The organism is Streptosporangium sp. NBC_01810, from assembly GCF_035917355.1.
Lineage (GTDB): Bacteria > Actinomycetota > Actinomycetes > Streptosporangiales > Streptosporangiaceae > Streptosporangium.
In genome coordinates, this window is record NZ_CP109070.1 from 2,833,739 (window position 1) to 2,857,027 (window position 23,289).

The 23,289-nt window shown below is 69.4% G+C and carries 23 protein-coding genes and 2 pseudogenes; 14 read left to right on the top strand and 11 right to left on the bottom strand.

The window, feature by feature from the left end; translation table 11 throughout:
• The first annotated feature begins 55 nt into the window (after positions 1-55).
• Positions 56-655, top strand: coding sequence for a TetR/AcrR family transcriptional regulator (locus tag OIE13_RS12745; protein ID WP_326639917.1), 600 nt, complete (start codon positions 56-58; stop codon positions 653-655).
• Between the two features lie 205 nt (positions 656-860).
• On the opposite strand, the gene OIE13_RS12750 is transcribed toward OIE13_RS12745, so the two are convergent.
• The 3 genes from OIE13_RS12750 to OIE13_RS12760 all read right to left on the bottom strand — a co-directional run bounded on the left by OIE13_RS12750 (position 861) and on the right by OIE13_RS12760 (position 3,758).
• On the bottom strand, positions 861-1,865 hold the full coding sequence (locus OIE13_RS12750; protein WP_326639916.1) for a HEAT repeat domain-containing protein: 1,005 nt from the start codon (positions 1,863-1,865) through the stop codon (positions 861-863).
• 6 nt (positions 1,866-1,871) lie between these two features.
• Entirely contained in the window at positions 1,872-2,540 is a 669-nt protein-coding gene (locus OIE13_RS12755; protein ID WP_442811592.1) for a HEAT repeat domain-containing protein, read from the bottom strand.
• 384 nt (positions 2,541-2,924) lie between these two features.
• Positions 2,925-3,758 (bottom strand): hypothetical protein, encoded by an 834-nt coding sequence (locus OIE13_RS12760; protein ID WP_326639915.1) that lies wholly within the window; start codon positions 3,756-3,758, stop codon positions 2,925-2,927.
• A gap of 194 nt (positions 3,759-3,952) precedes the next feature.
• Between OIE13_RS12760 and OIE13_RS12765 the strand changes: the two genes are divergently transcribed.
• From OIE13_RS12765 to OIE13_RS12800, 8 genes are all read left to right on the top strand, one after another.
• Entirely contained in the window at positions 3,953-4,330 is a 378-nt protein-coding gene (locus OIE13_RS12765) for a DUF2089 domain-containing protein (RefSeq protein WP_326639913.1), read from the top strand.
• The gene (locus tag OIE13_RS12770; protein WP_326830049.1) at positions 4,330-4,587 is read left to right on the top strand and encodes a hypothetical protein; all 258 of its coding nucleotides are present in this window, start codon (positions 4,330-4,332) and stop codon (positions 4,585-4,587) included. Before OIE13_RS12765 ends, OIE13_RS12770 begins: the two co-directional genes overlap by 1 nt.
• An 11-nt stretch (positions 4,588-4,598) precedes the next feature.
• Positions 4,599-5,024 carry an SHOCT-like domain-containing protein gene (locus tag OIE13_RS12775; RefSeq protein ID WP_326639911.1) on the top strand — a complete coding sequence of 142 codons (426 nt, stop codon included), beginning with the start codon at positions 4,599-4,601 and terminating at the stop codon, positions 5,022-5,024.
• Between the two features lie 173 nt (positions 5,025-5,197).
• Positions 5,198-5,668 carry a DUF1048 domain-containing protein gene (locus OIE13_RS12780; RefSeq protein ID WP_326639909.1) on the top strand — a complete coding sequence of 157 codons (471 nt, stop codon included), beginning with the start codon at positions 5,198-5,200 and terminating at the stop codon, positions 5,666-5,668.
• Positions 5,619-6,446 carry an ABC transporter ATP-binding protein gene (locus OIE13_RS12785; protein ID WP_326639908.1) on the top strand — a complete coding sequence of 276 codons (828 nt, stop codon included), beginning with the start codon at positions 5,619-5,621 and terminating at the stop codon, positions 6,444-6,446. Before OIE13_RS12780 ends, OIE13_RS12785 begins: the two co-directional genes overlap by 50 nt.
• Positions 6,443-7,204, top strand: coding sequence for an ABC transporter permease (locus OIE13_RS12790; protein WP_326639906.1), 762 nt, complete (start codon positions 6,443-6,445; stop codon positions 7,202-7,204). Before OIE13_RS12785 ends, OIE13_RS12790 begins: the two co-directional genes overlap by 4 nt.
• A 72-nt stretch (positions 7,205-7,276) precedes the next feature.
• Positions 7,277-7,882, top strand: a complete 606-nt coding sequence (locus OIE13_RS12795) for a DUF1707 SHOCT-like domain-containing protein (RefSeq protein ID WP_326639905.1) — start codon at positions 7,277-7,279, stop codon at positions 7,880-7,882.
• Between the two features lie 345 nt (positions 7,883-8,227).
• Positions 8,228-8,905: a GAP family protein gene (locus tag OIE13_RS12800; RefSeq protein ID WP_326639903.1), complete on the top strand. Its 678-nt coding sequence runs from the start codon at positions 8,228-8,230 to the stop codon at positions 8,903-8,905.
• A gap of 447 nt (positions 8,906-9,352) precedes the next feature.
• Here OIE13_RS12800 and OIE13_RS12805 read toward each other — a convergent pair whose 3' ends face one another.
• Positions 9,353-12,997, bottom strand: coding sequence for an nSTAND1 domain-containing NTPase (locus OIE13_RS12805; RefSeq protein WP_326830050.1), 3,645 nt, complete (start codon positions 12,995-12,997; stop codon positions 9,353-9,355).
• 107 nt (positions 12,998-13,104) lie between these two features.
• On the opposite strand from OIE13_RS12805, the gene OIE13_RS12810 reads away from it, so the two are divergent.
• Entirely contained in the window at positions 13,105-16,461 is a 3,357-nt protein-coding gene (locus OIE13_RS12810; protein ID WP_326830051.1) for a hypothetical protein, read from the top strand.
• 322 nt (positions 16,462-16,783) lie between these two features.
• On the opposite strand, the gene OIE13_RS12815 is transcribed toward OIE13_RS12810, so the two are convergent.
• A complete protein-coding gene (locus OIE13_RS12815; protein ID WP_326830286.1) occupies positions 16,784-16,930 on the bottom strand; it encodes a helix-turn-helix domain-containing protein in 147 nt (48 codons plus the stop codon).
• A 213-nt stretch (positions 16,931-17,143) separates the two neighbouring features.
• Positions 17,144-17,506 carry an ArsR/SmtB family transcription factor gene (locus OIE13_RS12820; RefSeq protein WP_326639900.1) on the bottom strand — a complete coding sequence of 121 codons (363 nt, stop codon included), beginning with the start codon at positions 17,504-17,506 and terminating at the stop codon, positions 17,144-17,146.
• Positions 17,507-17,607: 101 nt separating this feature from the next.
• Here OIE13_RS12820 and OIE13_RS12825 point away from each other — a divergent pair.
• Positions 17,608-17,715: pseudogene (locus OIE13_RS12825) on the top strand (vitamin K epoxide reductase family protein); the annotation flags it as partial.
• A 56-nt stretch (positions 17,716-17,771) separates the two neighbouring features.
• Here OIE13_RS12825 and OIE13_RS12830 read toward each other — a convergent pair.
• The 5 genes and pseudogenes from OIE13_RS12830 to OIE13_RS12850 all read right to left on the bottom strand — a co-directional run.
• Positions 17,772-17,870: pseudogene (locus tag OIE13_RS12830) on the bottom strand (hypothetical protein); the annotation flags it as partial.
• A 93-nt stretch (positions 17,871-17,963) separates the two neighbouring features.
• Complete coding sequence (locus OIE13_RS12835) at positions 17,964-18,383, bottom strand: DUF3703 domain-containing protein (protein ID WP_326830052.1); 420 nt, start codon at positions 18,381-18,383, stop codon at positions 17,964-17,966.
• Positions 18,384-18,411: 28 nt separating this feature from the next.
• Positions 18,412-20,559, bottom strand: a complete 2,148-nt coding sequence (locus tag OIE13_RS12840; protein WP_326830053.1) for a heavy metal translocating P-type ATPase — start codon at positions 20,557-20,559, stop codon at positions 18,412-18,414.
• Between the two features lie 173 nt (positions 20,560-20,732).
• The gene (locus OIE13_RS12845) at positions 20,733-20,951 is read right to left on the bottom strand and encodes a hypothetical protein (RefSeq protein ID WP_326830054.1); all 219 of its coding nucleotides are present in this window, start codon (positions 20,949-20,951) and stop codon (positions 20,733-20,735) included.
• Between the two features lie 472 nt (positions 20,952-21,423).
• Positions 21,424-21,876, bottom strand: coding sequence for a VOC family protein (locus OIE13_RS12850; protein WP_326639895.1), 453 nt, complete (start codon positions 21,874-21,876; stop codon positions 21,424-21,426).
• A gap of 280 nt (positions 21,877-22,156) precedes the next feature.
• Between OIE13_RS12850 and OIE13_RS12855 the strand changes: the two genes are divergently transcribed.
• From OIE13_RS12855 to OIE13_RS12865, 3 genes are all read left to right on the top strand, one after another.
• Positions 22,157-22,654, top strand: a complete 498-nt coding sequence (locus OIE13_RS12855) for a hypothetical protein (protein ID WP_326639893.1) — start codon at positions 22,157-22,159, stop codon at positions 22,652-22,654.
• Positions 22,612-22,890, top strand: coding sequence for a sensor histidine kinase (locus OIE13_RS12860; protein ID WP_326639891.1), 279 nt, complete (start codon positions 22,612-22,614; stop codon positions 22,888-22,890). The genes OIE13_RS12855 and OIE13_RS12860 overlap by 43 nt, the downstream gene beginning before the upstream one ends.
• Before the next feature lie 69 nt (positions 22,891-22,959).
• Positions 22,960-23,139: a hypothetical protein gene (locus OIE13_RS12865; protein WP_326639888.1), complete on the top strand. Its 180-nt coding sequence runs from the start codon at positions 22,960-22,962 to the stop codon at positions 23,137-23,139.
• The last annotated feature ends 150 nt before the right edge of the window (positions 23,140-23,289 follow it).

Consider the following 23,289-nt stretch of genomic DNA (forward strand, 5'->3'; position numbering starts at 1 on the left):
TAGCGACCTTGTCAAAACGAACCGGCTCGTCTCGTTGAAGTGCTAGCTTGAGCCCATGCCCCAAGCCAGGAAGCCGGACCGCTCCCGGCGCAGCGAACGTTCGCGGCAGGCGATCCTCGAGGCGACCCGCGCGCTGGTCTCCGAGGTCGGGTACGGCAAGGTGGCGATCGAGACCATCGCCGCCCGGGCCGGCGTCGGCAAGCAGACGATCTACCGCTGGTGGCCGTCCAAGGGCGCTGTGATCTTCGACGCCTTCCTGGCGCTCAGCGAGGGCACCGAGGGGCAGGGCATGGCGCTGCCGGACACCGGCGACATCGAGGCCGACCTCACGACGGTCATGCGCGCGACGGTCGCCGAGTTCGCCGACCCGGAGTTCGAGAAGCCGATCCGGGCGCTCAACAACGAGATCATCAACGATCCCGACCTTGCCGCGCAGTACCACGAGAAGCTGGCCCGGCCCGTGGACGACGCCAAGAAGGAGCGACTGCGCAGCGCGCAACGAGCCGGCCAACTGGCCGTGGACGCCGACCTCGACCTGGTCCTGGAGGTGCTCTACGCACCCCTGTTCCAGCGCTGGCTGCACCGCTCGGGCCCGCTGACCGCCGAGTACGCCGACTCGCTCGTCGACGTCATGCTCAGGGCCTTTCGGCCCTGAACCCCGAGCATGGCCCCAGGAAAGGCAACCCGCTGCCCGACAGCAGACTCCCCGGGGCTTGATCCGCAGCCCGCTCGTGCCCGCTGGCGTCGACCTCGATGCCCCACATCGCAGCGGCAGTCTGCACGCACGACCCGCACCGGCGCGGCTGGACGCTCCATCAACTCCGCCCTGCAGCACCTGGCGGCCGCCGACCGCACCGCCGCTATCGTGCGTTGCGTATCCCGAGAATGTATGCCGCAGTAAGCGCAACGGCACGGTCTTCGTCATGTGACAGATCTGCGAGGGCACGTGACGCGGTGATTCCCGGGATATCCGCGAGCGCCTGTGCCAGCCGTCGACGTGCAGACGATTCAGCGGTGCCGTGGGCGAGGCGATCAACGAGCCTGGTAGCGATCTGATCCGCCAACGCGGGACGACTCGCCAGCGCGCTCAGTGCATCGGCTGCATCAACGTCATTCGTCCCCTCGACGACCATATCGATGAGCGTCGGGACCGCGTCGGCTACTCCACGTGCCCCGAGCGCCAGAGCTGCATACCTGCGGACCACGATGTCGGGATTCGCGAGGGCGTCCCGCAGCAGTGCGGTCGCCTCACCATCCGGAATCTCAGCGATGGACTGGACGGCACGTTTCCGCACCTCGGCTACCGGTGAGCCGAGGCCCTCCGCCAGCAGCGCCAATCCGCCATCGCCCAATTGCGCCAAAGCCCATCGAAGGGCTCCGGCGACGTTCGGGTCCGTCTCGCTCAGCGCCGCCTCGACCAGTGCTTCCACTGGCACCGGAACCTCTTCAACTGAGGACAAGGCCGCGCGCTGGCGCTTCCCAGCGCTCTTTGACCCCAACGCCTGGAGGAGTGCGACGATCTGGAGGACGTCCTCCCAGCCGGCGGGTTCCGCGGCACCGATCCGACGGAGTCGCGTGAGCAGTTCCGTCTCACCTGCAATGCGTTCTCGCGTCTGGCGGATGAGGTCGTCGACGAGCTCTGAGGGCGTGAAGCCGGGATCGTCGAGCGCGCGCCTGACTTCACGCAGCGACAGCCCCAATGACCGCAGGCTCTCGATATGGAAGATCCGCCGGACGTCCTCGCTGGAGTACTCTCGATAGCCGGCGTCGGTACGACCCGTTGGCCGCACCAGGCCGAGCGAGTCGTAATGCCTGAGCATGCGGGCACTGACCCCGGACCGTCGTGCCACATCACCGATCAACACTGCCTATCACTCCTCCTGGCTGGTCCTGCCGAGGGCCACGACGCGCTTCGCCTCCTCGATCGCGAACTCGAATCCAGCGTCCGGGTCGCGCAACAGCCGTTCTGTGGCGATCGCGTGCGCGCGCACGCGAGGGTCGAGATCCGTCATCGCAGCGCGCAAAGTTGGCAAAATCACCTCACCGAGCGCGACCAGCGCCCGGCTGAGGCTCAGCTGCATCTCACGTTCACCGCGCCCGAGCTGTGCCGACAACACTGCGGCCAGCTCGGGCTCTTCACCTTCGGGCACGAGCACGACCGCTGCCCGCCAAGCGCTCCGCGCCACCTCATCGTCGGCGTCGGACAGAAGCGCCCGTGTGATCGTCGGCCACGCTTGCCGATCCCCAATCTTGGACAGCGTGTGCAACGCCTGGCTTCGTGCCTGTGCACGCTCCGAGCGGACTTCATTGAGAAGCTCTGGGACCGTCATTGATACTGAGTGGCGGGTGAGTGCCCACGTAAGCATGTCGCGCACATAAAATTCGGGTTCGATCGCGCATCGTTCGATGAGCTTGTCGATGAACCGCGGGTCAGGGGTCGTGCCGGCCGCTAGCGCTGCCCGCAGCCGCACTGACGAGCGGCTGTCCTCCAGCCCCTGGAAAACTCGAATCGTATCCGTGTCCTGTTTCGGCATGGTCATCGGGACCACCTCCTTGGCTACAGTGAAGACCTTGTCACTGTGTCAAGGTCAAGCGGGGTCACGCCGCGAGATCACCAGGCACCCTCTGTCCCCACCACCGAGGCCGAGATCCGCAGCTACTACACCACCGTGTGGGCCGCGCGCCGTACCCGGCGACATCGTGCTCATCAAGACACTGCTTTACACCGGCGTCCGCGTCGCCGAACCGGTCAAGATCCGCATCGACGACGGCGACCTGGGCGTGAGCGGCTTGCTTGTCGCCACCCGCAGCGGCCGCGCTACAGGATTCCTTTCTACCAGGCGCGGGCCCGCGAGCAACGCGTCTCGCCACCATCGTCGACCCCGACGACTGACCCCAAGGATCGGTCGATCCTCACCAACGACCTAATGGAACGCGAAGTAGTGGTGGTTCACGGCCGAGATGCGATCGTTGAACCCCTTGGCTCCCAGGTTGGCGATGCTCTGGAAGGGCTGCACGTGCAGCTTAGATCCAGGCGGCAAGCCGTAGGTGGCAGGATAGACGTGCTCCCACAAGGTCAGCCAGCCAGATCCGGCTCTCACGGAGGAGATCTGGTCGTTCCAGCTGGTCCACGACCACAAGATCCCGGCCATGTGTACCTCGGTCAGGTCCGGTAAGACGTGGCCGAGATCCAGGTTGATGCTCCAGCCGGAGAAGTCGGCGTGCTCCCACAACGTCGCGGGCGTGCCGTCGACGTGGTGGAAGGCGGAGGCGGGGGTGCCGGGTTCGCCCGCAGAGTGGGCGTCGGTGTCGGGGGACACGGTCCGCACGGGTTGAGCGCGCATGTAGTCCAGCGCTTCCTGGGGTACGGAGAAGGCACGAAGGACCTGACGTTCGGCGGCTGCGTCGTCCCATACGTAATCCAGCGCGAGGCCATCCAGCGCGAGGCCATCCAGCGCGGCCACCTCGCCGGGTGCGATCTCGTGCTTGTCATCCAGCAGTATCGGCAGCTGGGCGGGCCGGTGCCGGTAGGGGCCGCTCGTACGCCCGGCCCGCCAAGGCAATGCGGCGGAGGCGGGCTGGGCGAGCCCGACCGGCTTGCCGCTGGCCCGGCGGTAGAGAATGTCCTCCTCAGAGGCTCCCGTGCGGTCGGCCTCGGCCAGCAGCAGCCCCACCAGGTCGTCGAGGGAGTGGACCCCTTCCCGCCGAAGCAACTCCAGGGCCCGGAGACGGCGGTCAGCGTCGTGCGGTGCACTCATGGGATCCCCTCGCAGCGAGAGCGTCTGCTGGCTTCACTATCACGCAGATCACGGATCGCGCCGGGGGCGAGCTTCGGCAGCAGGAGGCTGTAGGCGGGGCGGCGGACCAGCAAGGAGCCCAAAGGAAGTGCGGGTTTAAGAAAATTAAGATCAACATCTTGAAAACTGAAGATTAGGCGAGTATATCTTTAGATATGACAGAGCAGGCGATGGAGTGGCAGGAACTCACGAACCTGACCCGGGGCCAGCCGTTCGTCGTCGAGCGGGTGCGCCTGGCAGGCAGCGGCGTCGCGATCGAGGGCGAGTTCGAGCTACCGCAACTGGCTCAGCTCAACGTCGAGGACCAGGTCTTCGTCACGGCGTTCGTGCGGTGCCACGGCTCCATCAAGGAGATGGAACGAATCTTCGGGGTGAGCTACCCGACGATCAAATCACGACTGAAGCGGATCACGCAGATGCTCGACTTCGTCGAGACCGATCCGGCGCCGTCACGGGCCGACATCATCGATCGGTTGCGCCGCGGCGAGATCACCGCACAGCAGGCATTGTCCGAGTTGGAGGGCCGGACGTGATGCCGCAGTTGCTGACCGTACGGGTCAAACGCCCGGACCGTCATCCCATCCGGATCTGGGTCCCGGTACTCCCGGTGGTGTTCGTGTTCTCACCGATCGCGGTTATGGCCGTCCTGGGGGCGGCCGTGGCCTGCCACGTGTACCGCGTCGATGTGGTGCGGGCACTCGGCACCGGCTGGCGCATCGTCTCCGCGTTGCCCGGCACCCAGGTCGACATCGAGTACAGCCGTACGGCTGTACTCGTAGCCATCCGATAGGAGAGGTTGCGATGAACGAACAGCGCAAGGACATCCTCGACATGCTGGCCGAGGGCAAGATCACCGCAGAGGAGGCGGAGCAGCTCATCGCCGCGCTCGAACGGGACCAGCCGCCGCCGGCGTCGAGTCCCGGAGCCCGGCCGAAGGGCAGGGCGAAGTACCTGCGGTTGATGGTGGACACCCTTGATGAGAACGGCGAGCCGGGGCGGATCAACGTGCGGGTGCCGCTGCAGCTGCTGCGGGCCGGCGTACAGCTGACGGCCCTGATCCCGCCGCAGGCACTGGCCGCGGCCAACGCCAAACTGGACAAGTCGGGCGTGCCGTTCGACCTCACGCAGCTCAAGCCCGAACACCTCGAGGCGCTCGTGGACCACCTCGACGAACTGACCATGGAGGTCGACCAGCCCGATGCCCAGGTGCGTATCTTCTGCGAGTAGGCGCCGTCCCGTCGGACGAACCCCCGAGAGGGTGCTGGAACACCCTCCCAAGGCCGCACCCGCAACAGCAGAGCACGGGTTGAACTACCAACCTGAAATCCAGCCGCTCATCGGCGCGTAGCGGCGGAGGGCCACTCGGACGAGTGGCTGCGTGAACCCGCCGAAGATTTCGATTGCCGGCTTCGCCGTCGCGGACGCGGCGGGAGCACCGGCGACCACGACCGCGGCCGCAAGGGCGACTGCGGCCGGTCGAGGACAAGAGGCGCTACCGGCAGTACAAGGCGCGCACGCAGCAGCTTCCCGCGAACCATCACACGGCGATCGATGCGCTGCAGCGGTACACGGAGTCCTTCAGGCCGGGGAAGGCGGACAGCCTGCTGATGCTGGCCGATCTCGCCGATCTCTTCGAGCAGAGCGCGGCGAACGCAACCCCGATCCGCGAAGTCGTCGGCGAAGACCCTGTTCAGTTCGCCGAGGCGTTCCTTCGGACCTACCGGAGGGTCAGTGGATCAACCGTGAGCGGGAACGGCCGACCAACAGCATCGAGCGCGTCACGGGCGACGAACCGTGACCAAAGAGAGAAGGGACATCCGGATGACAGCCAATCAGATTCAGGGGCCTGCGATCCACGTGCAGGGCCTTGAGAAGTCGTACAAGACGCTGCGGGTGCTGCGCGGCGTGGACTTCGACGTGGCGCGGGGCAGCATCTTCGCGCTGCTCGGCTCCAACGGGGCGGGCAAGACCACGGTCGTGAAAATCCTGTCCACGCTGCTCAAGGCCGACGCCGGGACGGCCGGCGTCAACGGCTTGGACGTCGCCACGCAGGCTGCCGACGTGCGGGAGTCCATCAGCCTCACCGGACAGTTCGCCGCCGTCGACGAGATCCTCAGCGGGCGGGAGAACCTCGTGCTGGTCGCCCGGTTGCGGCACCTCAAGAACCCGGGCACGATCGCCGATGACCTGTTGAAGCGTTTCTCGCTCACCGACGCGGCCGCGCGGAAGGTGTCGACGTATTCGGGGGGCATGCGCCGCCGCCTCGACATCGCGATGAGCCTCATCGGCGATCCGCCGGTCGTCTTCCTCGACGAGCCGACGACCGGGCTCGACCCCCAGGCGCGCATCGAGGTGTGGCAGGCCGTCAAGGAACTCGCCGGCCGGGGTACGACGGTGCTGCTCACCACGCAGTATCTGGACGAGGCCGAACAACTCGCCGACCGGATCGCGATCCTGCACGAGGGCCGGATCATCGTGAACGGCACCCTGGCCGAGCTCAAGCGGCTGCTCCCGCCCGCCAAGGTCGAATACGTCGAGAAGCAGCCGACCCTCGAGGACGTCTTCCTCGCCATCGTCGGCGCCGGCGGCAAGGACGCGACGCCGGCCATGACCGCAACATCTGCACGGACGAGTAAGGAACAACGATGACCAAGCATTTCTTCGGCGACACCGCCGTCCTGCTGGAACGATCCCTGCGCCACATCACGCGCAGCGTGGACACCGTCGTCACGACCACGATCATGCCGATCGCCATGCTGCTGATGTTCGTCTACGTGTTCGGCGGCGCGATCAACACAGGGTCGGAGTCGTATGTGAACTACCTGCTGCCCGGCATTCTGCTCATCACGGTTGCCTCGGGCGTCGCCTACACCGCATTCCGGCTCTTCATGGATTTGAAGAGCGGCATCTTCGAGCGATTCCAGTCCATGCCGATCGCACGCTCGTCCGTGCTGTGGGCACACGTGCTGACCTCGCTGGTCGCCAATCTGATCTCGCTCGTGGTCGTCGTGCTCGTCGCCCTGCTCATGGGCTTCCGCTCGGCGGCGGAAGTGTCGGCGTGGCTCGCGGTCGTCGGCATCCTGACCCTGTTCACGCTGGCGTTGACGTGGCTGGCCGTCATCCCCGGTCTGACCGCGAAGTCCGCGGACGGCGCGAGCGGCTTCTCCTTCCCGCTCATCTTCCTGCCGTTCGTCAGCTCGGCGTTCGTGCCCACCGCCACCATGCCCGGCCCGGTGCGCGCCTTCGCCGAGCACCAGCCGGTGACCTCCATCGTCAACGCCATCCGCGACCTGTTCACCCAGCAGCCGGTCGGCACCGACATCTGGATCGCCCTGGCCTGGTGCGTCGGCCTCCTCATCGTCGCGTACGCCTTCGCCATGGCCACTTACCGCCGCAAAATCGCCTAGGTTGTCTCCTTAGACCGATCAGTCAGCAATTTCGGTGGCGCGGTGCCACCACCTCGCCGCCGAGGAGGCCGGATGCCGGCAGATCCGCCCAGCTCACCCGCGCTGCGCGCGTCCGACGCGGACCGCGACAGGGTCATCGAACTGCTGCGCGCCGCCGTCGCCGACGGCCGGCTCGACCCGGTCGAGTTCGACGAGCGGCTGGACGCGGCGCTGGTCGCCCGCACCATCGACGCGCTGACCCCGCTCGTCACCGATCTGATGGCGGTTCCAGGCAGCGACGGCGCACTCACGCTGCCGTTCGCTGGGACGCCGGCCGAGTCGGCCGCCGAACTGCTCACCATCAAGGAGCGGCACGGCTCGGTGCGCCGTGACGGCCGGTGGACGCTGCCGTACCGGCTGGCGCTGCGCACCGCGTGGTGCGACGTGCTGCTGGACCTGACCAGCGCGGTGCGCAGCGCGCCCGAGCTCGTTATCGAGCTGCGGGTGAGCGGCGGCAACGTGGAGTTGGTCCTCGCGCCGGGCATGGTGGTGGACGCCAACGAGCTGTCGGTGCGGCACAGCACGCTGGCGATCAGCAGGGACGCGGGCGACAACACGCCGGAGACGCTGCGCGTCCGCTTGGTAGGCCGAATGCGGCACGGCCGGCTCGACACCCGGTGGCAGGCGCCGCGCCGGTGACGCGGCAGGGCCCGGATACCGCGGTATCCGGGCCCTGCCATCTCGCTTCTGCTTGTCGGCCTCCCGCAGCGCCGACGAAGTGCTTGACCCGGCCCACCACCGCGACGATGCCGGGGCAAGTAGGGAACGGGGAACAGCAGGGGAGCACATCACCGTCGCGGCCGTCGGCTCACGGGGTGAGCCGACGGCGCGGCATCGCCAGGGCGAGATGCGCCTGATGAGAAGGTTGACAGGAAGGGCTCCAAGGATGCCCTGGTCAACCGCGGCGCGCGCTTGGTAGGTCGGCGGGTCAGGTCCCGGCGCCCTGTCGGCCAGATCATCCCTGATTGGCACACGGAGGCCACCATGGGTCAAGCTCTCGGGGACGTACTCGGCCTGGCGGCCGGCGTCGCGGTCAGCCCCCTTCCCATCATCGCGATCATCCTTGTCCTGGCCACGCCGCAAGGACGTCTCAACGGGCTGCTGTTCGCCCTCGGCTGGGTGGCAGGGCTGTCGGCCTTGGGCGGCATCATGCTGGCGATCGGCGGAGCCGGGGGCTCCTCCACCCACCATCAGCCGGCCACCTGGGTGGGAGGGCTCAAGATCGTCCTGGGCGTCCTGCTCGTCCTGTTCGGCGCCCGGCAGTGGCGGCACCGTCCCAAAGGCGCCACGCAGGCCGAGCTGCCGAAGTGGATGGCCGCGATCGATCGCTTCACCCCGATCAAAGTCTTCGGGCTCGGGCTGGTCCTGTCTGCGGCCAACCTCAAGAACGCCCCGCTGACCCTTGCCGCCGCCGCCTCGATCAGCTCGTCCGGGCTTCCCGCCGGACAACAGATCGCATCCCTGGCAGTCTTCGTGATCATCGGCTCGCTCGGGCTCCTGGCACCGCTCGGAGTGTTCCTGTTCATGGGAGATCGGGCCAAGACCGTGCTCGGCGGCTGGAAGGATTGGGCGGCACAGCACAACGTCGCCGTGTTGGCCGCCCTGTTCTTCGTCCTCGGCCTGAAGCTGCTCGGGGACGGCATCGGCATCCTCACCTCCTGAAACCAACGGCGCCCCCTGACGTGGCGGGCGGTCTGCGTCCAAACCCTGCCGTGCCGAGACGACCGTGCTGAGGACGCTCGGGCTGGAGGTGGAGCCGGCCGGGCACTGGCCGACTGGGCGCTGTGTCGGCGGGGAACCCGTTGTCGGCGACGGTGACCGCGATCCGGGACCTGTTCGGCAATCCAGGCCCGGCTGGGGAGTCCTGGGCTGCGCAGCACGCGCTGCCGCCGGCCACCGCCTGGCCGATTGAGGTGCACAGGATTTCCCGGACCGGCTTCAGCTTGGGGTGCCAGCGTTCGGCGTCCCGGGGGGTCGTCGAGGCCGGGGAACTTGGTGACGCCGCGGATGGTTTCGGCGATCTCGGCATGCTTCTGCGCCCAGATGGCGAACTTGCTGTAGCCGTTGAAGGCGATCTCCCCACTGGGGAAGTGCTCGATTAGTGATCTTCTAGTGGCACTGCGTTTGATGATCAACACCGGGGAAGTAGCTCGCCCACTGCTTGTTGGTGAGGTCTGGGTACGCCCTGGCACAGACGGCCGTGTCGACGAGGGTCGGATCAGTGCTCCACAGGCGGGCCGGGCGGTCGGCGCCGCCGCTGACCAGCAGGCGGCCCGCGAACATCAGGCCGACCACGGGGCCGTCACCGCCGGTCAGGATCGCCCAGCGGGTGGGAGCGCGGGGATCGGCGACATCCCAGAGGTGAACGATGGGCTCGCCACCACCGGTCGCGAGCAGGCGGCCGTCGCCGCTGAAGGCGAGCGAGTCAACGTAATTGCCGTGGCCGTCCAGGACCGCCAGGGAGGTGGGACGGCGGGGATGGGTGACATCCCACAGCCGGACGGTGGTGTCCTGGCCGGCGGTGGCCAGGGTTGTCGCGTCAGGGCTGAACGCGCCGTTGTACACGGCGTTGCCGTGGCCGCGCAGCACCGCTACCGAGGCAGGGCGGCTGGGATCGGTGAGATCCCACAGCCGGGCGGTCCGGTCGTAGCCGAAGGAGGCGAGCAGGCGCTGGGACGGGGCGAAGGCGATGGCGTTGACAAAGCCGGTGTGGCCGGCGAGCGGCTTCGTCTCACGCGGATGGGCGGGATCGCTGATATCCCAGATCCGGATCACGTAGTCGCGGGTGGCGGTGACGGCGAGCACCCGCCGGTCGGCGCTGAACTCCGCGCTGTCCGGGGGTGTCGCCGCTCCGTTCATGGTCGCCAGGAGCCTGGGGGCGGCTCCGATGAGGCTCCACAGGCGGATGCCTCCGCCAGGCCCTGCGGTGACCATGAGCGAGCCGTCGGCTGATAGTTTGACCAGCCCCTCGGTGGCGGTGAGCACCCGACTCACCGGGCGGTGAGGGTCGCCGACGTCCCACCGCAGCGCTCGATCGCCGTTGCCGGTCACCACCGTGCGGCCGTCGGGCGTGCCCCAGATCGGCCGCGTACGCGCACCACCCATCAGGGCGACGCCAGGAAAGTCCCACAGACGAAGCAGGTGGTCGTAGGAGCTGGTCGCGAGGGTCCGTCCGTCCGGGCTGAAGGCCACATCGGACATCGCCCCGGTGTCGATCGGCGCCCCCGGCCGGGGGCTGAGCACCTGCAGTTGCCGGCCGTCGAAGGCGTCCCACACGCGAGCGGTGTTGTCATCGCCCGCGGTGGCGACGGTGCGCCCATCTGGAGCGAAGACGGCTCCGTTCACCACCCACCGGTGGCCGGACAATCTGGCCTGGAGCCGTGGGCGGCGAGGATCGGCGAGGTCCCACAACCGCGGCGTGCTGTCCTCGCCCGCGGTCACCAGGTGCTGCCCGTCCGGGCTGAAGGCCACCGACAGGACCCTGCCGGTGTGGCCGGTCAGCGTCGAGAGGAGGCGGAAGCGGGTCAGGTCCCACAGCCGCGCCGTACCGTCGTGCCCGGCGCTGGCCAGGATCTGGCCGTGCACGGCCAGTCGCCGCACCGCGCTCTGGTGCCCGTGAAGCGTGGCCAGCGGCCGGCCGGTGGCCACGTCCCGCAAGAAGATCGTGCCCTCGGCGTTCCCGCTGGCTAGGAGCCGCCCGTCCGGGGTGAAGGCCAGGCCTCGGACCGCGCCACCGCGGCCGGGCAGTGTCGTCAGGGGCCGGGCGGTGGCCACGTCCCACAGGCGGATGGTCCCGTCGTCGCCGGCGCCGGCCAGCCGCCGCCCGTCGGGGGTGAAGGCGAGCGCGGTGACCTCGCCGGTGTGTCCGGCCAGTACGGCAAGCGGGCGCGGCCGGTGCGGGGTGGCCATGTCCCACAGCCGCACAGTCCGGTCCTTGCTCGCGCTGGCCAGGATCCGGCCGCCGGGAGCGTACTCGACATCGTGCACGTAGTCCGTGTGACCGCTCACCCGGATGTTGAACGGCACGCCGAAGGCGCTGAGCAGCCCGCCGCGCGCCTCCATGGTGGGCGCGAGCGCGTAGGCGGCCTGGGCGAGCCGGGCGGCCAGCGCCGGGTCGGCGGCACGGACGGCGGACGCCTGCTGAGCGACCTGGCGGGAAAGGGCGATGTCCCGCTGCTCGCGTGCGGTCGCGGCAGCGTCGAGTGCGGCGATTCCGCTGAGGCAGGCCAGTACGAGCAGCACGACCAGGCCGGCCACCAACCGCCTTAGCCGGCGCGCGCCGGCGCGGGCGGCCGCCGCCTGCCGGTGCTCCAGAGCAGTGGAGGCGTCGAGGAACTCGGTGGCGAGCGCGCCGGGCGGATGATCCGTGGTCGCGCTCCACTCCTGGGCGGCGGCCAGACGGGTGCCCCGGTAGAGCGAGGCGGGGTCACGCCCTTCGTGATCCCAGGCGGCGGCGTCCTCGGCCAGGCGGCGGCCGGCCAGGAGCCCGGCCCGGTCCTCGGCGAGCCATGACCGCAGCAGCGGCCAAGCGGTGAGCAGAGCTTCGTGGCTGATCTCGACGGTCCCGTCGTCGGCGGTCAGGAGCCGTTGGGCGATGAAGCGGCCCAGGACGTCCTCGGCACCCGCGGGCAGATGTTGCCTGGCCACGCGGCGGCGGGTGTCAGCGGTGTCTTCGGCGACGTGCACCAACTGCAGCAGCAGCCGCCGGGCCGGCGTGCGCTGCGGTTGGGTCAGCTCGGCGTAGGCGGTATCGGCGCTGACCGCGATCGCGCCGCCGATGCCGCCGACCGCGTGGTAGTCGGCGACGGTCAGAGCGGGGCCATGACCGTGCCGCCAGGTGGCGTACAGAGCGTGCGAGAGCAGCGGCAGCGCGCCTGCGGCCGGGGTGAGATCACGCAGGATCAGGTCGATCAATCCGGCTTCGAGATCGAGGCCGGCCTTGCGGGCCGGTTCGGCGATGGCCGCCCGCAGGCCCGCCTCGTCCATCGGGCCGACCGTGAGCTGACCCTCGGTGATGGCGGCTACCAGTTCGGGATGGCTCAGCGCCTGGGTGTAGAAGTCGGAGCGCAGGCCGAGCACGACGATGTTGTCTCGCGCCAGGGCGTGCACGGCGGTGACGAAGGCGCGCCGCTCCCCTTCCTCCTGGCACAAGGTGAACAACTCCTCGAACTGGTCGAGCACGATCAGCGGGCCCGCCACGCCCGCGAGTGCGTCCGCGGGCCGTACCCCTGGGGTTCGGATCGTTCCCGTGCCCAGGGTGGCGAGCAGACCCGCGCCGATCAGGGAGGATTTACCGGATCCTGAGGGCCCGACCAGGACCTGGATGCCGCCGCCACGCTCGCGCAGTTCGGTCACCCGGGCGATCAGGCGCGCGGTCAGGTCGGATCGGCCGAAGAACCAGTCGGCGTCCTCGGGCTGGAAGGGGGCCAGGCCACGGTAGGGCTCGGGCCCGGAAAGGCGCGAGCCGCGCCTGTGCCGGGCCTGCCGCCAGCCGGTCAGCCAGTCGTCGATCCGGGCCCGGTCGTCTTCGCCGCACGCGCGAAGCACCTGGATCAACAGCTCGCGGGAGGTGGTGGACGGGAGTCCCCGCCCGGCGAACCAGTCGCCGATCGTGCTGTGCGCGCCCTGGACGCCGACCGCGGCCGCCACCTGGCGGACTGTCAGGCCCGCACGCTCTCGCAGCAGGGTCAGCTCATGGGCGAAGTCGCGACGGGTCCGGATCCGTCGCGGCTGCGGATCGTTGGCCTCGGGCACACCTGCATGTCGGCACGAGCGGGGAAAGGGTTACACGCCGCGTACGGACTTGTACGGATATCCCGGCCGGTCTCGGCCCACCAGCGGAGTTTCCCTACGGTCGAGGCGTGCGATTCTCCATCGGGCGTGGCCTGACCGCCCTGCTGCTGACACTGGTCTGCGTACTCGTGGGAACTCCGGCCTCGCCGGCCTGGGCGGGTGAGATCTGCCAACTGGAGATCGTCCTCAAGACCGGCGACGTCGGCATCCGGGACGACTCCATGGAGATCTTCCGGGTGGGCGAGAAGGTGCTCCTGTTCCAGGGCGGCCCGCCGCCCGCACCGGCCCGGCCCTACCATCAGGGCGGCGGCGACCTGGCGGACTTCGAGCACATCTGGATGGCGCATCTGGCGGTGTGCGCCACCACCGCCGATCTGGCCAAGGGTTTCACCATCGAGCATGTCACCTACGCGTCCGACCTCGAAGCCGACAACTGGAGTCTGGCGGCCCTGACCATCAAGGACCGGGCTACCGATACCGTGCTCGTCAACCGGACCGCTCCCCCGGGCGAGGACCTCCACGTGTTCTCCAAGAACTCCAACCAGATCCTGGCCATCCCCGTCGACGTCGGAAACCCGCAGGAGCCGGTCGGCGACCCGGACCGGAAGATCTGCCGGTTGAAGTTCATCGTCACGACCGGCCGGGACGGGATCCGGGACGACTCGACGCAGATCATCAGGCTGGGCGAGCAGGTGCTCCTGTTCGACGACCGCCCGTCGTACGCCCCGCCCAGGCCCTTCCTGCGAGGCGGGACCGGCGATCGGACGAACACCGAGTTCACCTGGAACACCCGGCTGGCGGTGTGCGCCACCGCCGCCGAGCTGGCCACCGGTTTCACCTTTGAACATGTCAACAACGCCGACAATCACGAAGCCGACAACTGGAGCCTGCTGAAGCTGCGCATCGAAGACCTCGACACGCACGCCGTTCTCGTCGACCAGGTCACACCGCCCGGCGTGTACGAGCTGCACCGGTTCTACAAGAACAGTGGTCAGATCTTCAGCACGCTCGACCTGGACAGCGACGGCGACGGCCTGACCGACCGCGTCGAACTGAAGGGCATCGACCAGGACACCTGGCTGCCGGACCACGGAGCCGACCCCTGCCGCGACACCATCGCGGTCGAGCTCGACTGGCTCGTGGACACGGAAAACGGCATCAGCGACAAGCCCGACCCCGCCGCGATCGGCGAGGCGATCGCCATGTTCGACAAGGCGCCCCGTCAGGCGGAGGCCACCTGCCCGTACGGGCAGGACCTCAAGCCGGGCATCCAGCTGCTCGTCCACGTCGACGGGGAGATCCCGGTCAACCGCGCACAACGCGTGCGACCACTCGCCCTCGAACGGGACGGGCAACCGCGGCCGTTCGACTCCTTCCGAGCCGCCAACTTCACCCCCGGCCGCTCCGGCCTGTTCCGCTACAACCTGTGGGGCTTCAGAAGCGACAACACCAACGAGAGCGGCTGGTGCTGCGCCGGAAGAGACTTCGCGGTCACCCTCGGCACCATGCCGAACGCTCCGGTACGGGTACAGAGCGGGACCTTCGTCCACGAACTCGGCCATGCGCTCGGCCTCGAGCACGGCGGCACCGACGTGGTGAACCACAAGCCGAACTACCTGTCGGTCATGAACCACACTTACCAGATGGTGGGTATCCCCGACTACAGCGCGTGGCAGGCGCGGCTGGCTGAGATCGGCCCCGCCACTGACATGAGCGGGCGCCTGCTGTCGACACTCGACCAGGTCAGCACGCTCGACTACTCCAAGAACGCGCTGCCCCCGCTCGTCCGTGACCGCCTCGACGAACGCCGGGGCATCGGCACCAACAGTCACGCCATGGCGGCCTGGTGGGACAACCACGGCACCCTGCGAGTGGGCGACGGCTCCACCCCCCTGGACTGGGACCCCGACGCGCCAGAAGACCGGCACATAGTCGAGGTCGACGTCAACGGCGCGTTCCAGGAATGCGTCGAGGGCACCGACCCGAGGCCCACCCCGCCCCACAACGACGCATTGGAGACCCGGCCCTTGCCCGGGATCGACCTCCGGCGGTACGGGAAGATCTACGCCGGTGTCGATGGGCGATGCCAGACCCCGCCCGAGCCGGGTGACCAGGCCGCGCTCCTGCCGGGCGACCGGGGCAGGGTCCCGCTGGGCTTCGACTACCCCCGGGAGTTCGACCACGACGAGCACGGTCTGGTCGGCGCCGACGACTGGGCGCGCATCAAGCTCGACTTCAGCAGCGGCGAAGGCGGCGGCGCCCCGGCCTCCGGCGAGGTCCCCGAGATGACCACCGAAGAGATCACCAGCTACCGGGCGCGCCTGGTCGACGCCCTGGTCGCGGCGAGCGGCCCGGTGCCCGCAGCAGCACCGCGCTGGGGTTATGCGTACATGGACCGGGCCACCACGGCCGAGGCGCCCATCGGTGCGGTGACCCAGCTCACCCCGTCCTGGCAGTGGAGCACCGGTCGGCTCGACCCGGCCACCGCCGACCGGCGCGCCACCGTCGTGCACACCGGTACCGGCACCTACGAGGTACGCCTGCCCGGGGTGGCGTCAGCGGCCGGGATCGCGCACGTGACCCCCTACCGGACCGCATACCGCGGCCGCACCTGCGGCGTCGCCGGGTACGCTCCCGACGGCCCCGACCAGCTGGTCCGGGTGCGCTGTTTCAACGAGGCCGGCGCGCCGGTGGACTGGTGGTTCACCGTCTTCTTCGCCGCGCCGGGCACCGGCACCTCCCCCTACGCGACGGTCCGGTACGACGACGGCGCCGGAGGCACCACCACGGTGGACCCGGTTCACAACGCGGGCACGGTGAATTCCGGCGGCGGCGTCAACCGCGTCACACGAGAAGGCATCGGACGCTACCGGGTAACCCTGGAGGGCGCGGCGTTCACCGCCGGTACCGGATACGTCCAGGTGACGCCGTACGGCGACGGGGCCGCGACACGATGCAACCCACTGGGGGCCACACCCGGCGACGACCGCGTGGAAATCACTGTGGTCTGCTACACGATCGGCGGCGCGACACCCGCCCAGCCCGCGGACTCGCCCTGGCTGCTGTCCTACGTGGACGGCGCGGGCCTGCACCGGGATGCCGCCACGCCGGCCGCGTACGTCACGGTGACCGGTAGTCCGGCCGCCCCGGCCGTGGACACAGCCCGCTCCTTCAGCAGCAACGACGAGGTGCCCGCGCTCACCCGGCTCGGCATCGGCCAGTACCGGCTGACCTGGAACACCCTGGGCAAGACCGGCGACAGCGTGCAGGTCACCGCGACCGGACCGGACAGCGGATACTGCCACCTCGGAACCATCGACTCCTACTCCGCACCGCCTCGGCTGTCCATCCACGTCTGGTGCCACACCGCCGCGGGAGTCCCCGGCGACAACACCTTCGCTCTTGCCTACCTTCGAGCACCGTGATCCCCGAACACCGTGACCCCGAGGACCCCGAGGACCCCGCCGCGACCATCAGCGCCGCGATCGACACTAATGCGGCACGAGAGGAAACGCGGCGGTGTCAAGCTCGGTGGCGACGCTCAACCCACGCCCTCCCCATCACCGCTTCGGGAGGAGCTCGTCCGTCCGCGCTCGGCCTGCACGCGCGCAGCGTCGAGGTGATGGACCGCCGAGGTCGGCGCGGTCCGGTGCCGTACACATCCGGAGATCTTCGTATTGATCGACTACCGGCTATGGTGTGTCACCGCCCTGATGGTGTACGAACGTGTCGATTCAACGTGTGGATTCAGGGCAGCCAGTCGATGGCGGCGGCCAGCGTGGAGGGCGCGGTCCCGAAGTTGTGCCGGAAGACCCGGGTGAAATGTGACCCGTCGGCGAATCCGGCGCTGTGGGCGGCCATCGTCAACGTCTCTCCTGCGGCTACCAGCCTGATCGCATGTTTTCACCGTCCGCTCCCATGCCGGCGGGAGCTTCGGCCCGGTCGGCACGCTACGAGAGAGCGAGACGCCGGTCGCCGGCGCCTGCGCGAGCGTCAACGGCTGGGTGCGGGTCAAGACCGCCACCGGTGTGACCGGCTGGGTCTTGGCCCGTCAGACCGGCCAAGAGAGCGGCCGACTGTCCAAACGCCACCTGACCGTGCCAATGCTCAGATCGCCTCGGTGAGATCTTCCGCGCCGATCAGGGCGGTCAGCAGGGCGCGGCCGGTCGCGGTCAGGTGGTACATCACCAGCTTGCCATCGCGGCGGGAGACGGCCAGATCGGCGTTGCGCAGGACGCGAAGGTGGTGGGAGGCCAGATTCTGGGCGAAGCCGCATACCCAGGCCAGGTCACAGACACACATCTCACCACCGGCGGCCATGGCCAGCGCCACCCGCAGCCGGGAAGGATCGGCCAGGGCCTTGGCGCGCTCGGCCGCCGAGGCCAGGTTCGGCGCGGCAGCCAGACGGGCGCGGACCTGTTCGGCGTGGGGAAGGTCGAGGCAGAGAAGGTCGCATCGCTCGTCGCTCACCCGATCACGCTAACAGCCGGTTGGGGATGTTCGGATCGGCGTCCACCGAGTGCGGCGATGTCGGGCGGATTCGACCCGAACACATATCAACATCCATCACACTCACCGTCGAGAAGATCGCGCTGTTGAAGGACGCGGCCTACGTGCCCAGCTGCAGCATCAACCCAGTGCTGTCGTGCGGGTCGGTGATGACCACGCCGCAGGCCGAATTGAGTTCGGGCGCGTAAGCGGGAAACCGGTAGACCAGCAGCCAGTCGGCGTGAGCGTCGATGAACGCCCGCGTCGCGGCACAGACGTGCGCGGGCAGCCCGTCCCAGACGACCAGGATCGGCCCGCCCAACTGGTGGTGCGCCGCAGTCAGCAAGGCGGTGAAATCACCCGGCCCGAACCCCTTCTTCTCTCCCTTACGGCGGTGGTAGGTGATCGTCCGGTTTATCCGGTGGACGCTCCGCAGCGGTCAGGTGGTCAGCAGGGCGGCCAGATCGGGCGGCACGGGCATGGGCTGGGTGAGCTTGGCGGCGGCGCGGCCGGTGTTGCCTTCGGGGTAGCGGCCCAGCACCGAGCCGGGAGCCGCCACGATGATCCGCACCACCTGGCCCAGCACCTCGCGGCGGTCCCGCTGGCGCACCGCAAGAACGAACATCGCCAGGTGGTTGCGGGTGTGCGGCCAGGGCCAGGGCTGAGACAGGATGTGGGCGCGCTCCAGATGCCGCCAGCGGGCCCCGGGGGCGCTGGCGGTGCGGGCAGCGCTTATCTCATCGCGGTAGGCGGCGCGAACGGCCGCTGACATGGGACGGGACATGGTGATCTCCGGGTGGTGGCTCTGCGGGTGCGGACGGCAGGCGCTCGGGGCGCCGGTGTGGAGGGCGGCCCGCATGCGGACGGGTACCTGGCGAAAGAGCGTTTCACCGGCGGTTCTTCCTGCCCGGAATGGTGATGCTAATCGGGGTTGTGGTGCCGCAGCCGTCGGCGCAGCTGGGCCCACATCCGCACGCATCTGTCCCCACCGCGGCAACGGCAGGAGCAGCCGTGGCGGCAGACGTGGTAGCGGGGGTGGCGGGATCGGCCGGCTGACGGTCCTGGCGTGCAGGGGACACCTGCACCGGGGGCGCGCTCGTCTCCGGTGCAGGTAGCGGGGCGAGTGCGGGGACGCCTCTGGCCGCGCGGATGGCGTTGGCGATCACGAACACCTCGGCCAGTTCGTGGATGAACACCACGGTGGCAAGGCCCAGCACGCCCGCGATGGCCAGTGGGATGAGCACGGTGATGATGGCCAGGGAGAACCCGATGTTCTGCAGCATGATGGTGCGGGCGGCCCGGGCGTGTCCCAGCGCCTGGGGCAGGTGGCGCAGGTCCTCGCCCATCAACGCCACATCGGCGGTTTCGATGGCGACATCGGTGCCCATCGCGCCCATCGCGATGCCGACGTCGGCGGTGGCCAGCGCGGGCGCGTCGTTGATGCCGTCGCCCACCATCGCCACCGGCCGGGTCTGGCCGAGCGCGGTGATCAGGGAGGCCTTGTCTTGGGGCCGCAGTTCGGCGTGCACCTGGTCGATCCCGGCCTGGCGGGCCAGAGCGGTCGCGGTGGCCGTGTTGTCCCCGGTGAGCATCGTGGTGGAGATGCCGAGCCGGTGCAGGGCGGCGACGGTGGCCGCCGCCTCGGGCCGCAGCTCGTCGCGGACGGCCAACGCCCCGACCAGCCGGCCGTCGTGCTCGACCAGAACCACGGTGGCTCCCGCCTCCTGCATGCGGGTGACCTCGGATGCCAGCGGGCCGGCGTCGATGAATCCGGGCCTGCCCAGCCGGACGGCGCGCCCGTCGATGCGGCCCTCCAGCCCGTTGCCGGGTACCGCGGTGACATCCTCGGCGGGTGTGGCGTCGGGGAACGCGGCCAGTACGGCGCGGGCCAGTGGGTGCTCGCTGCGCGCCTCCAGCGCGGCGGCCATTTTCAGGATCTCCTCGGCCGAGCGCGCCCCGGCGGGCACCGTCTCCACCACGACGGGGGCGTTGCGGGTCAGGGTGCCGGTCTTGTCCAATGCCACCGCGCGGATCCGGCCGAGCTGTTCCAGCGCCGCACCGCCCTTGATCAGCACACCGGACTTGCCGGCGGCGCCGACGGCGGCCACCACGGTCAGCGGCACCGAGATCGCCAGCGCGCACGGGGAGGCGGCGACCAGCACGATCAAGGCGCGCTCGATCCACAGCTGCGGCTCACCCAGCAGGGCGCCGATGACACCGACCAGGGCGGCCAGCATCATGATGGCGGGCACCAAAGGCCGGGCGATGCGATCAGCCAGCCTTTGTGAGGTGCCTTTTCGTTCCTGGGCCTCCTCGACGATGTGCACGATGCGGGCCAAGGAACTGTCGGCCGCCCGCGCGCTGACCTCGACCTCGATCACGCCGCCGCCGTTGATCGTGCCGGCGTGCACCACATCCGCGGGCCCGGCCTCGACCGGGACGGACTCACCGGTGATCGCTGAGAGGTCCAGCGCGGTACGGCCGGCCCGGATCACGCCGTCGGTGGCGGCCCGCTGCCCGGGTTTGAGCACCATCACCTCGCCCACCCGCAACTCCTCGGGCGCGACCGTCTGCTCGCGGCCGTCCCGCAGCACCGCGACCTGCTCGGGAACCAGATCCAACAGGGCGCGCAGGCCTCGCCGGGTCCGGGTGACGGCGTAGTCCTCCAGCCCTTCGGAGACCGAGAACAGCACCGCCAGCATGGCGGCCTCGCCGTAGGCGTCCAGGACGATCGCACCGCCCAGCGCGATCGTCATCAGCGTGCCCACGCCGATCCTGCCGCGCCGCAGCGCGCGCACGGTTCCCGGTACGAAGGTCGCCCCGCCGACGACGGCGGCGGCGAGCTCCAGCACCATGGCGGCCGTGCCGGCACCGAACCGGCCGGCCGTCCAGCCCACCCCCAGCAGCAACGCCGCCGCGGCCGCGAGTCGCAGGTGACGGACCTGCCAGAGCTTCTCCTGCGCACGGTCCTGTCCGGCGTCCGCCGGGCCGCTGGAGTTTCCGCTCGCGCCGTCACCGCAGCATGCGTCACTCATCGAATCGACTCCTCTCGCGACGGATCTCCCGGTCCGGTGGTCGTGGCGGGCAGCACCACCGACAGCAGCGTTCGTCCCCGATCGGTCAGCGTGTACATCACCAGGCGGCCCTCCCGGCGCGAGGTGACCAGCTCCGCGCCGCGCAGCAGGCGCAGATGGTGAGAGACCAGGTTCTACGCCGGCCCCGTCACCCAGGCCAGGTCGCACACGCACAACCGGGCGCCGCCGGTCAGTGCGGCGGCGATCCGCAGCCTGGTCGGATCCGCGAGCGCCCGCGCGGTGGCGGCAGCACGCCCGGCCACCCCCAGGTCGGGCAGACAGGATCGGATGCTCTCGGCGAGGGGAAGGCCAAGACACAGCAGATCGCAGTGATCGGCACGCTCCTCAATCATATCAACATACTAACAGTCATTGATATAACCGGCTAGCGTCAACTGCTACGAGAGCGTCAGGGCGTGGGCGTTCGGCTCGTCGCGCCTGATGCTCCTAGCTTTGACCACATACGTTCACCGGGTTGGGTGATCACGCGGCGAGAGGGAGAGGGCGTCCGCCGAAGCGGATGCCCTTTTCGCTGCGGAATCGCCGACAGCCGCGCCAGTACACCCGGGTTCACCCAGTCCAGGACCCTGCGGCCCCGTGTGCCTGCAGGCCGGACACGCAGGCCCCCGGTCGGCCGGTCAGCGCCGCAGCGAGCACCGGCTGCTGTTGACGACCCGCGGGAGATCACTCCTACCCGCCGCGGCCTATGCCTTGGCGGAGTTCCCGCGCACACGCCGGTGCCGGTGCCGGTGCGGATGATTATGCGCCCACAGGACCCGCTCGCCTTCCCACGTCCAAGATAGGAGCCCCGGGCCGGGAAAGGTCCTACGCGGCGCAGAACTCGTTGCCTTCCGGGTCCCGCATGATCCACCAGTGTCCGGCAGGCCCCTTGTTCACTTCGCGGACGCGGGTCGCGCCCAGGTCCTCCAGCCGTGCCACCAGCTTATCGAGGCCACCAGGCTCGCCGTGGACGTCAATGTGCAGGCGGTTCTTGCCGGCCTTGCCCTCGGGGACATCCTGGAAGAGCAGCCGCCGCCCGCGGCCGATGCCACTGGTCTCGTCGAACGGATCCTCGGGGTGGCGGATAGCGGCGTAGCCGCGGAAGATCTTGCGGCCGTGGTGTTCGGCGATCACTTCCTCGTTGATGTGGCCGGCGGCCAGCAGCCGCTCGATGAGCGCGCCGGGATCTTCCACTTCGTAGCCCAGCGCCGCGGCCCAGAAGTCCGCGAGTGCGGGTGCGTTCGTGCTGTCGACGACAAGTTTCCAGCTCAATGCCATGTAACCAGTTATATTGGTTACATGGGCTTCGCCGCAACCCGAGGGCTCACGCTGTACTCCCACACCGGCGTCGCCTACCGGTTCGACCCCGGCGCCCCCCGGCAAATCCCAACCGAGCCCCCGAAGGCCGCGGCACCCGACAGAGACAAGATCTTCATCGGTCTTCTACCAGGCGTTTCGTCACCGCCGCCGGCCGAAGATCGCCACTCGGGGCCTGACCTGGTCGTCAGGGTTTGCTGACAGGTCGGCACAGGCCCCAGAATCCCCTCCTGGGGGATCCATGAGGCGGAGAGTGGACGCGGCGCGGGCCGTGGCCCTATCCCTGGGCACGCTCGGCCTCGCGGCGCTGGCCGCGCACGTGATCATCGAGCTCGCGATCAACCCCCGGCCGCCCGGCGTCGGCGACACCGGTCCCGCCCAGGCGCTGGAGGCGGCGGTGCGGGCGGTGGCCGACGGCCTGGCGGTGACCGGGGCGGCGGTCCAGACCGAGGAGAGCCACGTCGTCGGCGAGCTCGGGGACGACCCTCGCAAGATCCCCCTGGTGTGGCACGGAGAACCCGCCGGGACGCTGCTCCTCGGCCCGCCCGGGGCACGGCGCTTCCCCCGGGCGTACAAGCGGCGGATGCTGGCCGTCCTGGTGCCGATCGTCGCCGAATCGGGCTGGAACGGTCGATCCGGCTGCTGGCGGTGGAGGTGCCGGTCACCGTCAGGGGGAGCCTGGAGGGGCTGCCACCCGTGGTGGAGGTCGCGGCGTACCGGATCGTGCAGGAGGCGCTGACCAATGCCCGGCGTCATTCCGGTGCGGAGGTCATCACCGTGACGCTGGAGCGGGCGGGCGACCTGCGGGTGCGGGTCACCGACGATGGGGTGGGCGTCGGCGCGCCGGCTCGGGGCTCGGGCTCCGGCCTGTCGACGATGCGCGAACGGGCCGCCGAGGTGGGCGGCACCTGCTCGGTCCGTGGCGGCGAGCACGGCGGCACCGTGGTCGAGGCTGTTCTCCCCGTCCCGATATGACCGGTGCGGGCCGGTGGGTGCAGGTGGCCGGGAGTTGCACGAGGTTCAGCGCCGGGCTCAGGGACACCTGTGTCACCTGGATGGGCGGCAGAGCGAAAATCCATCCGGTGGGCCGACCTCGCGGTCGCGGCGTGGAGCACCGAGTGGAACTACGGCCCGGGGTACGACGGCGTCGTGTACGACGCGTACGGGATCGCCCCGGACCCGGAGCGCATCGCCTATTACCGCCTGCTCTGGGACATGGCATGACCGGTAGGCCCGCACGATGATTCGCGATCCGATTGGCGTGTACCTGCGCGATCTTGGCGCCGATCTCGGGGTCCTCGTCGTCGGTGAGGCCCCGGGAGATCATGTTGGCCACCAGCGGCAGGCCGAGCGCGTCGATCCGGCGGTGCAGCG

What these genes read in the sequence shown, in the direction of transcription:
- OIE13_RS12745 (WP_326639917.1), top strand. Translation starts at nt 56, where the DNA reads ATGCCCCAAGCCAGGAAGCCGGACCGCTCCCGGCGCAGCGAACGTTCG.
- OIE13_RS12755 (WP_442811592.1), bottom strand. Translation starts at nt 2,540, where the DNA reads ATGACCATGCCGAAACAGGACACGGATACGATTCGAGTTTTCCAGGGG.
- OIE13_RS12760 (WP_326639915.1), bottom strand. Translation starts at nt 3,758, where the DNA reads ATGAGTGCACCGCACGACGCTGACCGCCGTCTCCGGGCCCTGGAGTTG.
- OIE13_RS12765 (WP_326639913.1), top strand. Translation starts at nt 3,953, where the DNA reads ATGACAGAGCAGGCGATGGAGTGGCAGGAACTCACGAACCTGACCCGG.
- OIE13_RS12770 (WP_326830049.1), top strand. Translation starts at nt 4,330, where the DNA reads ATGCCGCAGTTGCTGACCGTACGGGTCAAACGCCCGGACCGTCATCCC.
- OIE13_RS12775 (WP_326639911.1), top strand. Translation starts at nt 4,599, where the DNA reads ATGAACGAACAGCGCAAGGACATCCTCGACATGCTGGCCGAGGGCAAG.
- OIE13_RS12785 (WP_326639908.1), top strand. Translation starts at nt 5,619, where the DNA reads ATGACAGCCAATCAGATTCAGGGGCCTGCGATCCACGTGCAGGGCCTT.
- OIE13_RS12790 (WP_326639906.1), top strand. Translation starts at nt 6,443, where the DNA reads ATGACCAAGCATTTCTTCGGCGACACCGCCGTCCTGCTGGAACGATCC.
- OIE13_RS12795 (WP_326639905.1), top strand. Translation starts at nt 7,277, where the DNA reads ATGCCGGCAGATCCGCCCAGCTCACCCGCGCTGCGCGCGTCCGACGCG.
- OIE13_RS12800 (WP_326639903.1), top strand. Translation starts at nt 8,228, where the DNA reads ATGGGTCAAGCTCTCGGGGACGTACTCGGCCTGGCGGCCGGCGTCGCG.
- OIE13_RS12835 (WP_326830052.1), bottom strand. Translation starts at nt 18,383, where the DNA reads ATGCGGGCCGCCCTCCACACCGGCGCCCCGAGCGCCTGCCGTCCGCAC.
- OIE13_RS12840 (WP_326830053.1), bottom strand. Translation starts at nt 20,559, where the DNA reads ATGAGTGACGCATGCTGCGGTGACGGCGCGAGCGGAAACTCCAGCGGC.
- OIE13_RS12845 (WP_326830054.1), bottom strand. Translation starts at nt 20,951, where the DNA reads ATGATTGAGGAGCGTGCCGATCACTGCGATCTGCTGTGTCTTGGCCTT.
- OIE13_RS12850 (WP_326639895.1), bottom strand. Translation starts at nt 21,876, where the DNA reads ATGGCATTGAGCTGGAAACTTGTCGTCGACAGCACGAACGCACCCGCA.
- OIE13_RS12855 (WP_326639893.1), top strand. Translation starts at nt 22,157, where the DNA reads ATGAGGCGGAGAGTGGACGCGGCGCGGGCCGTGGCCCTATCCCTGGGC.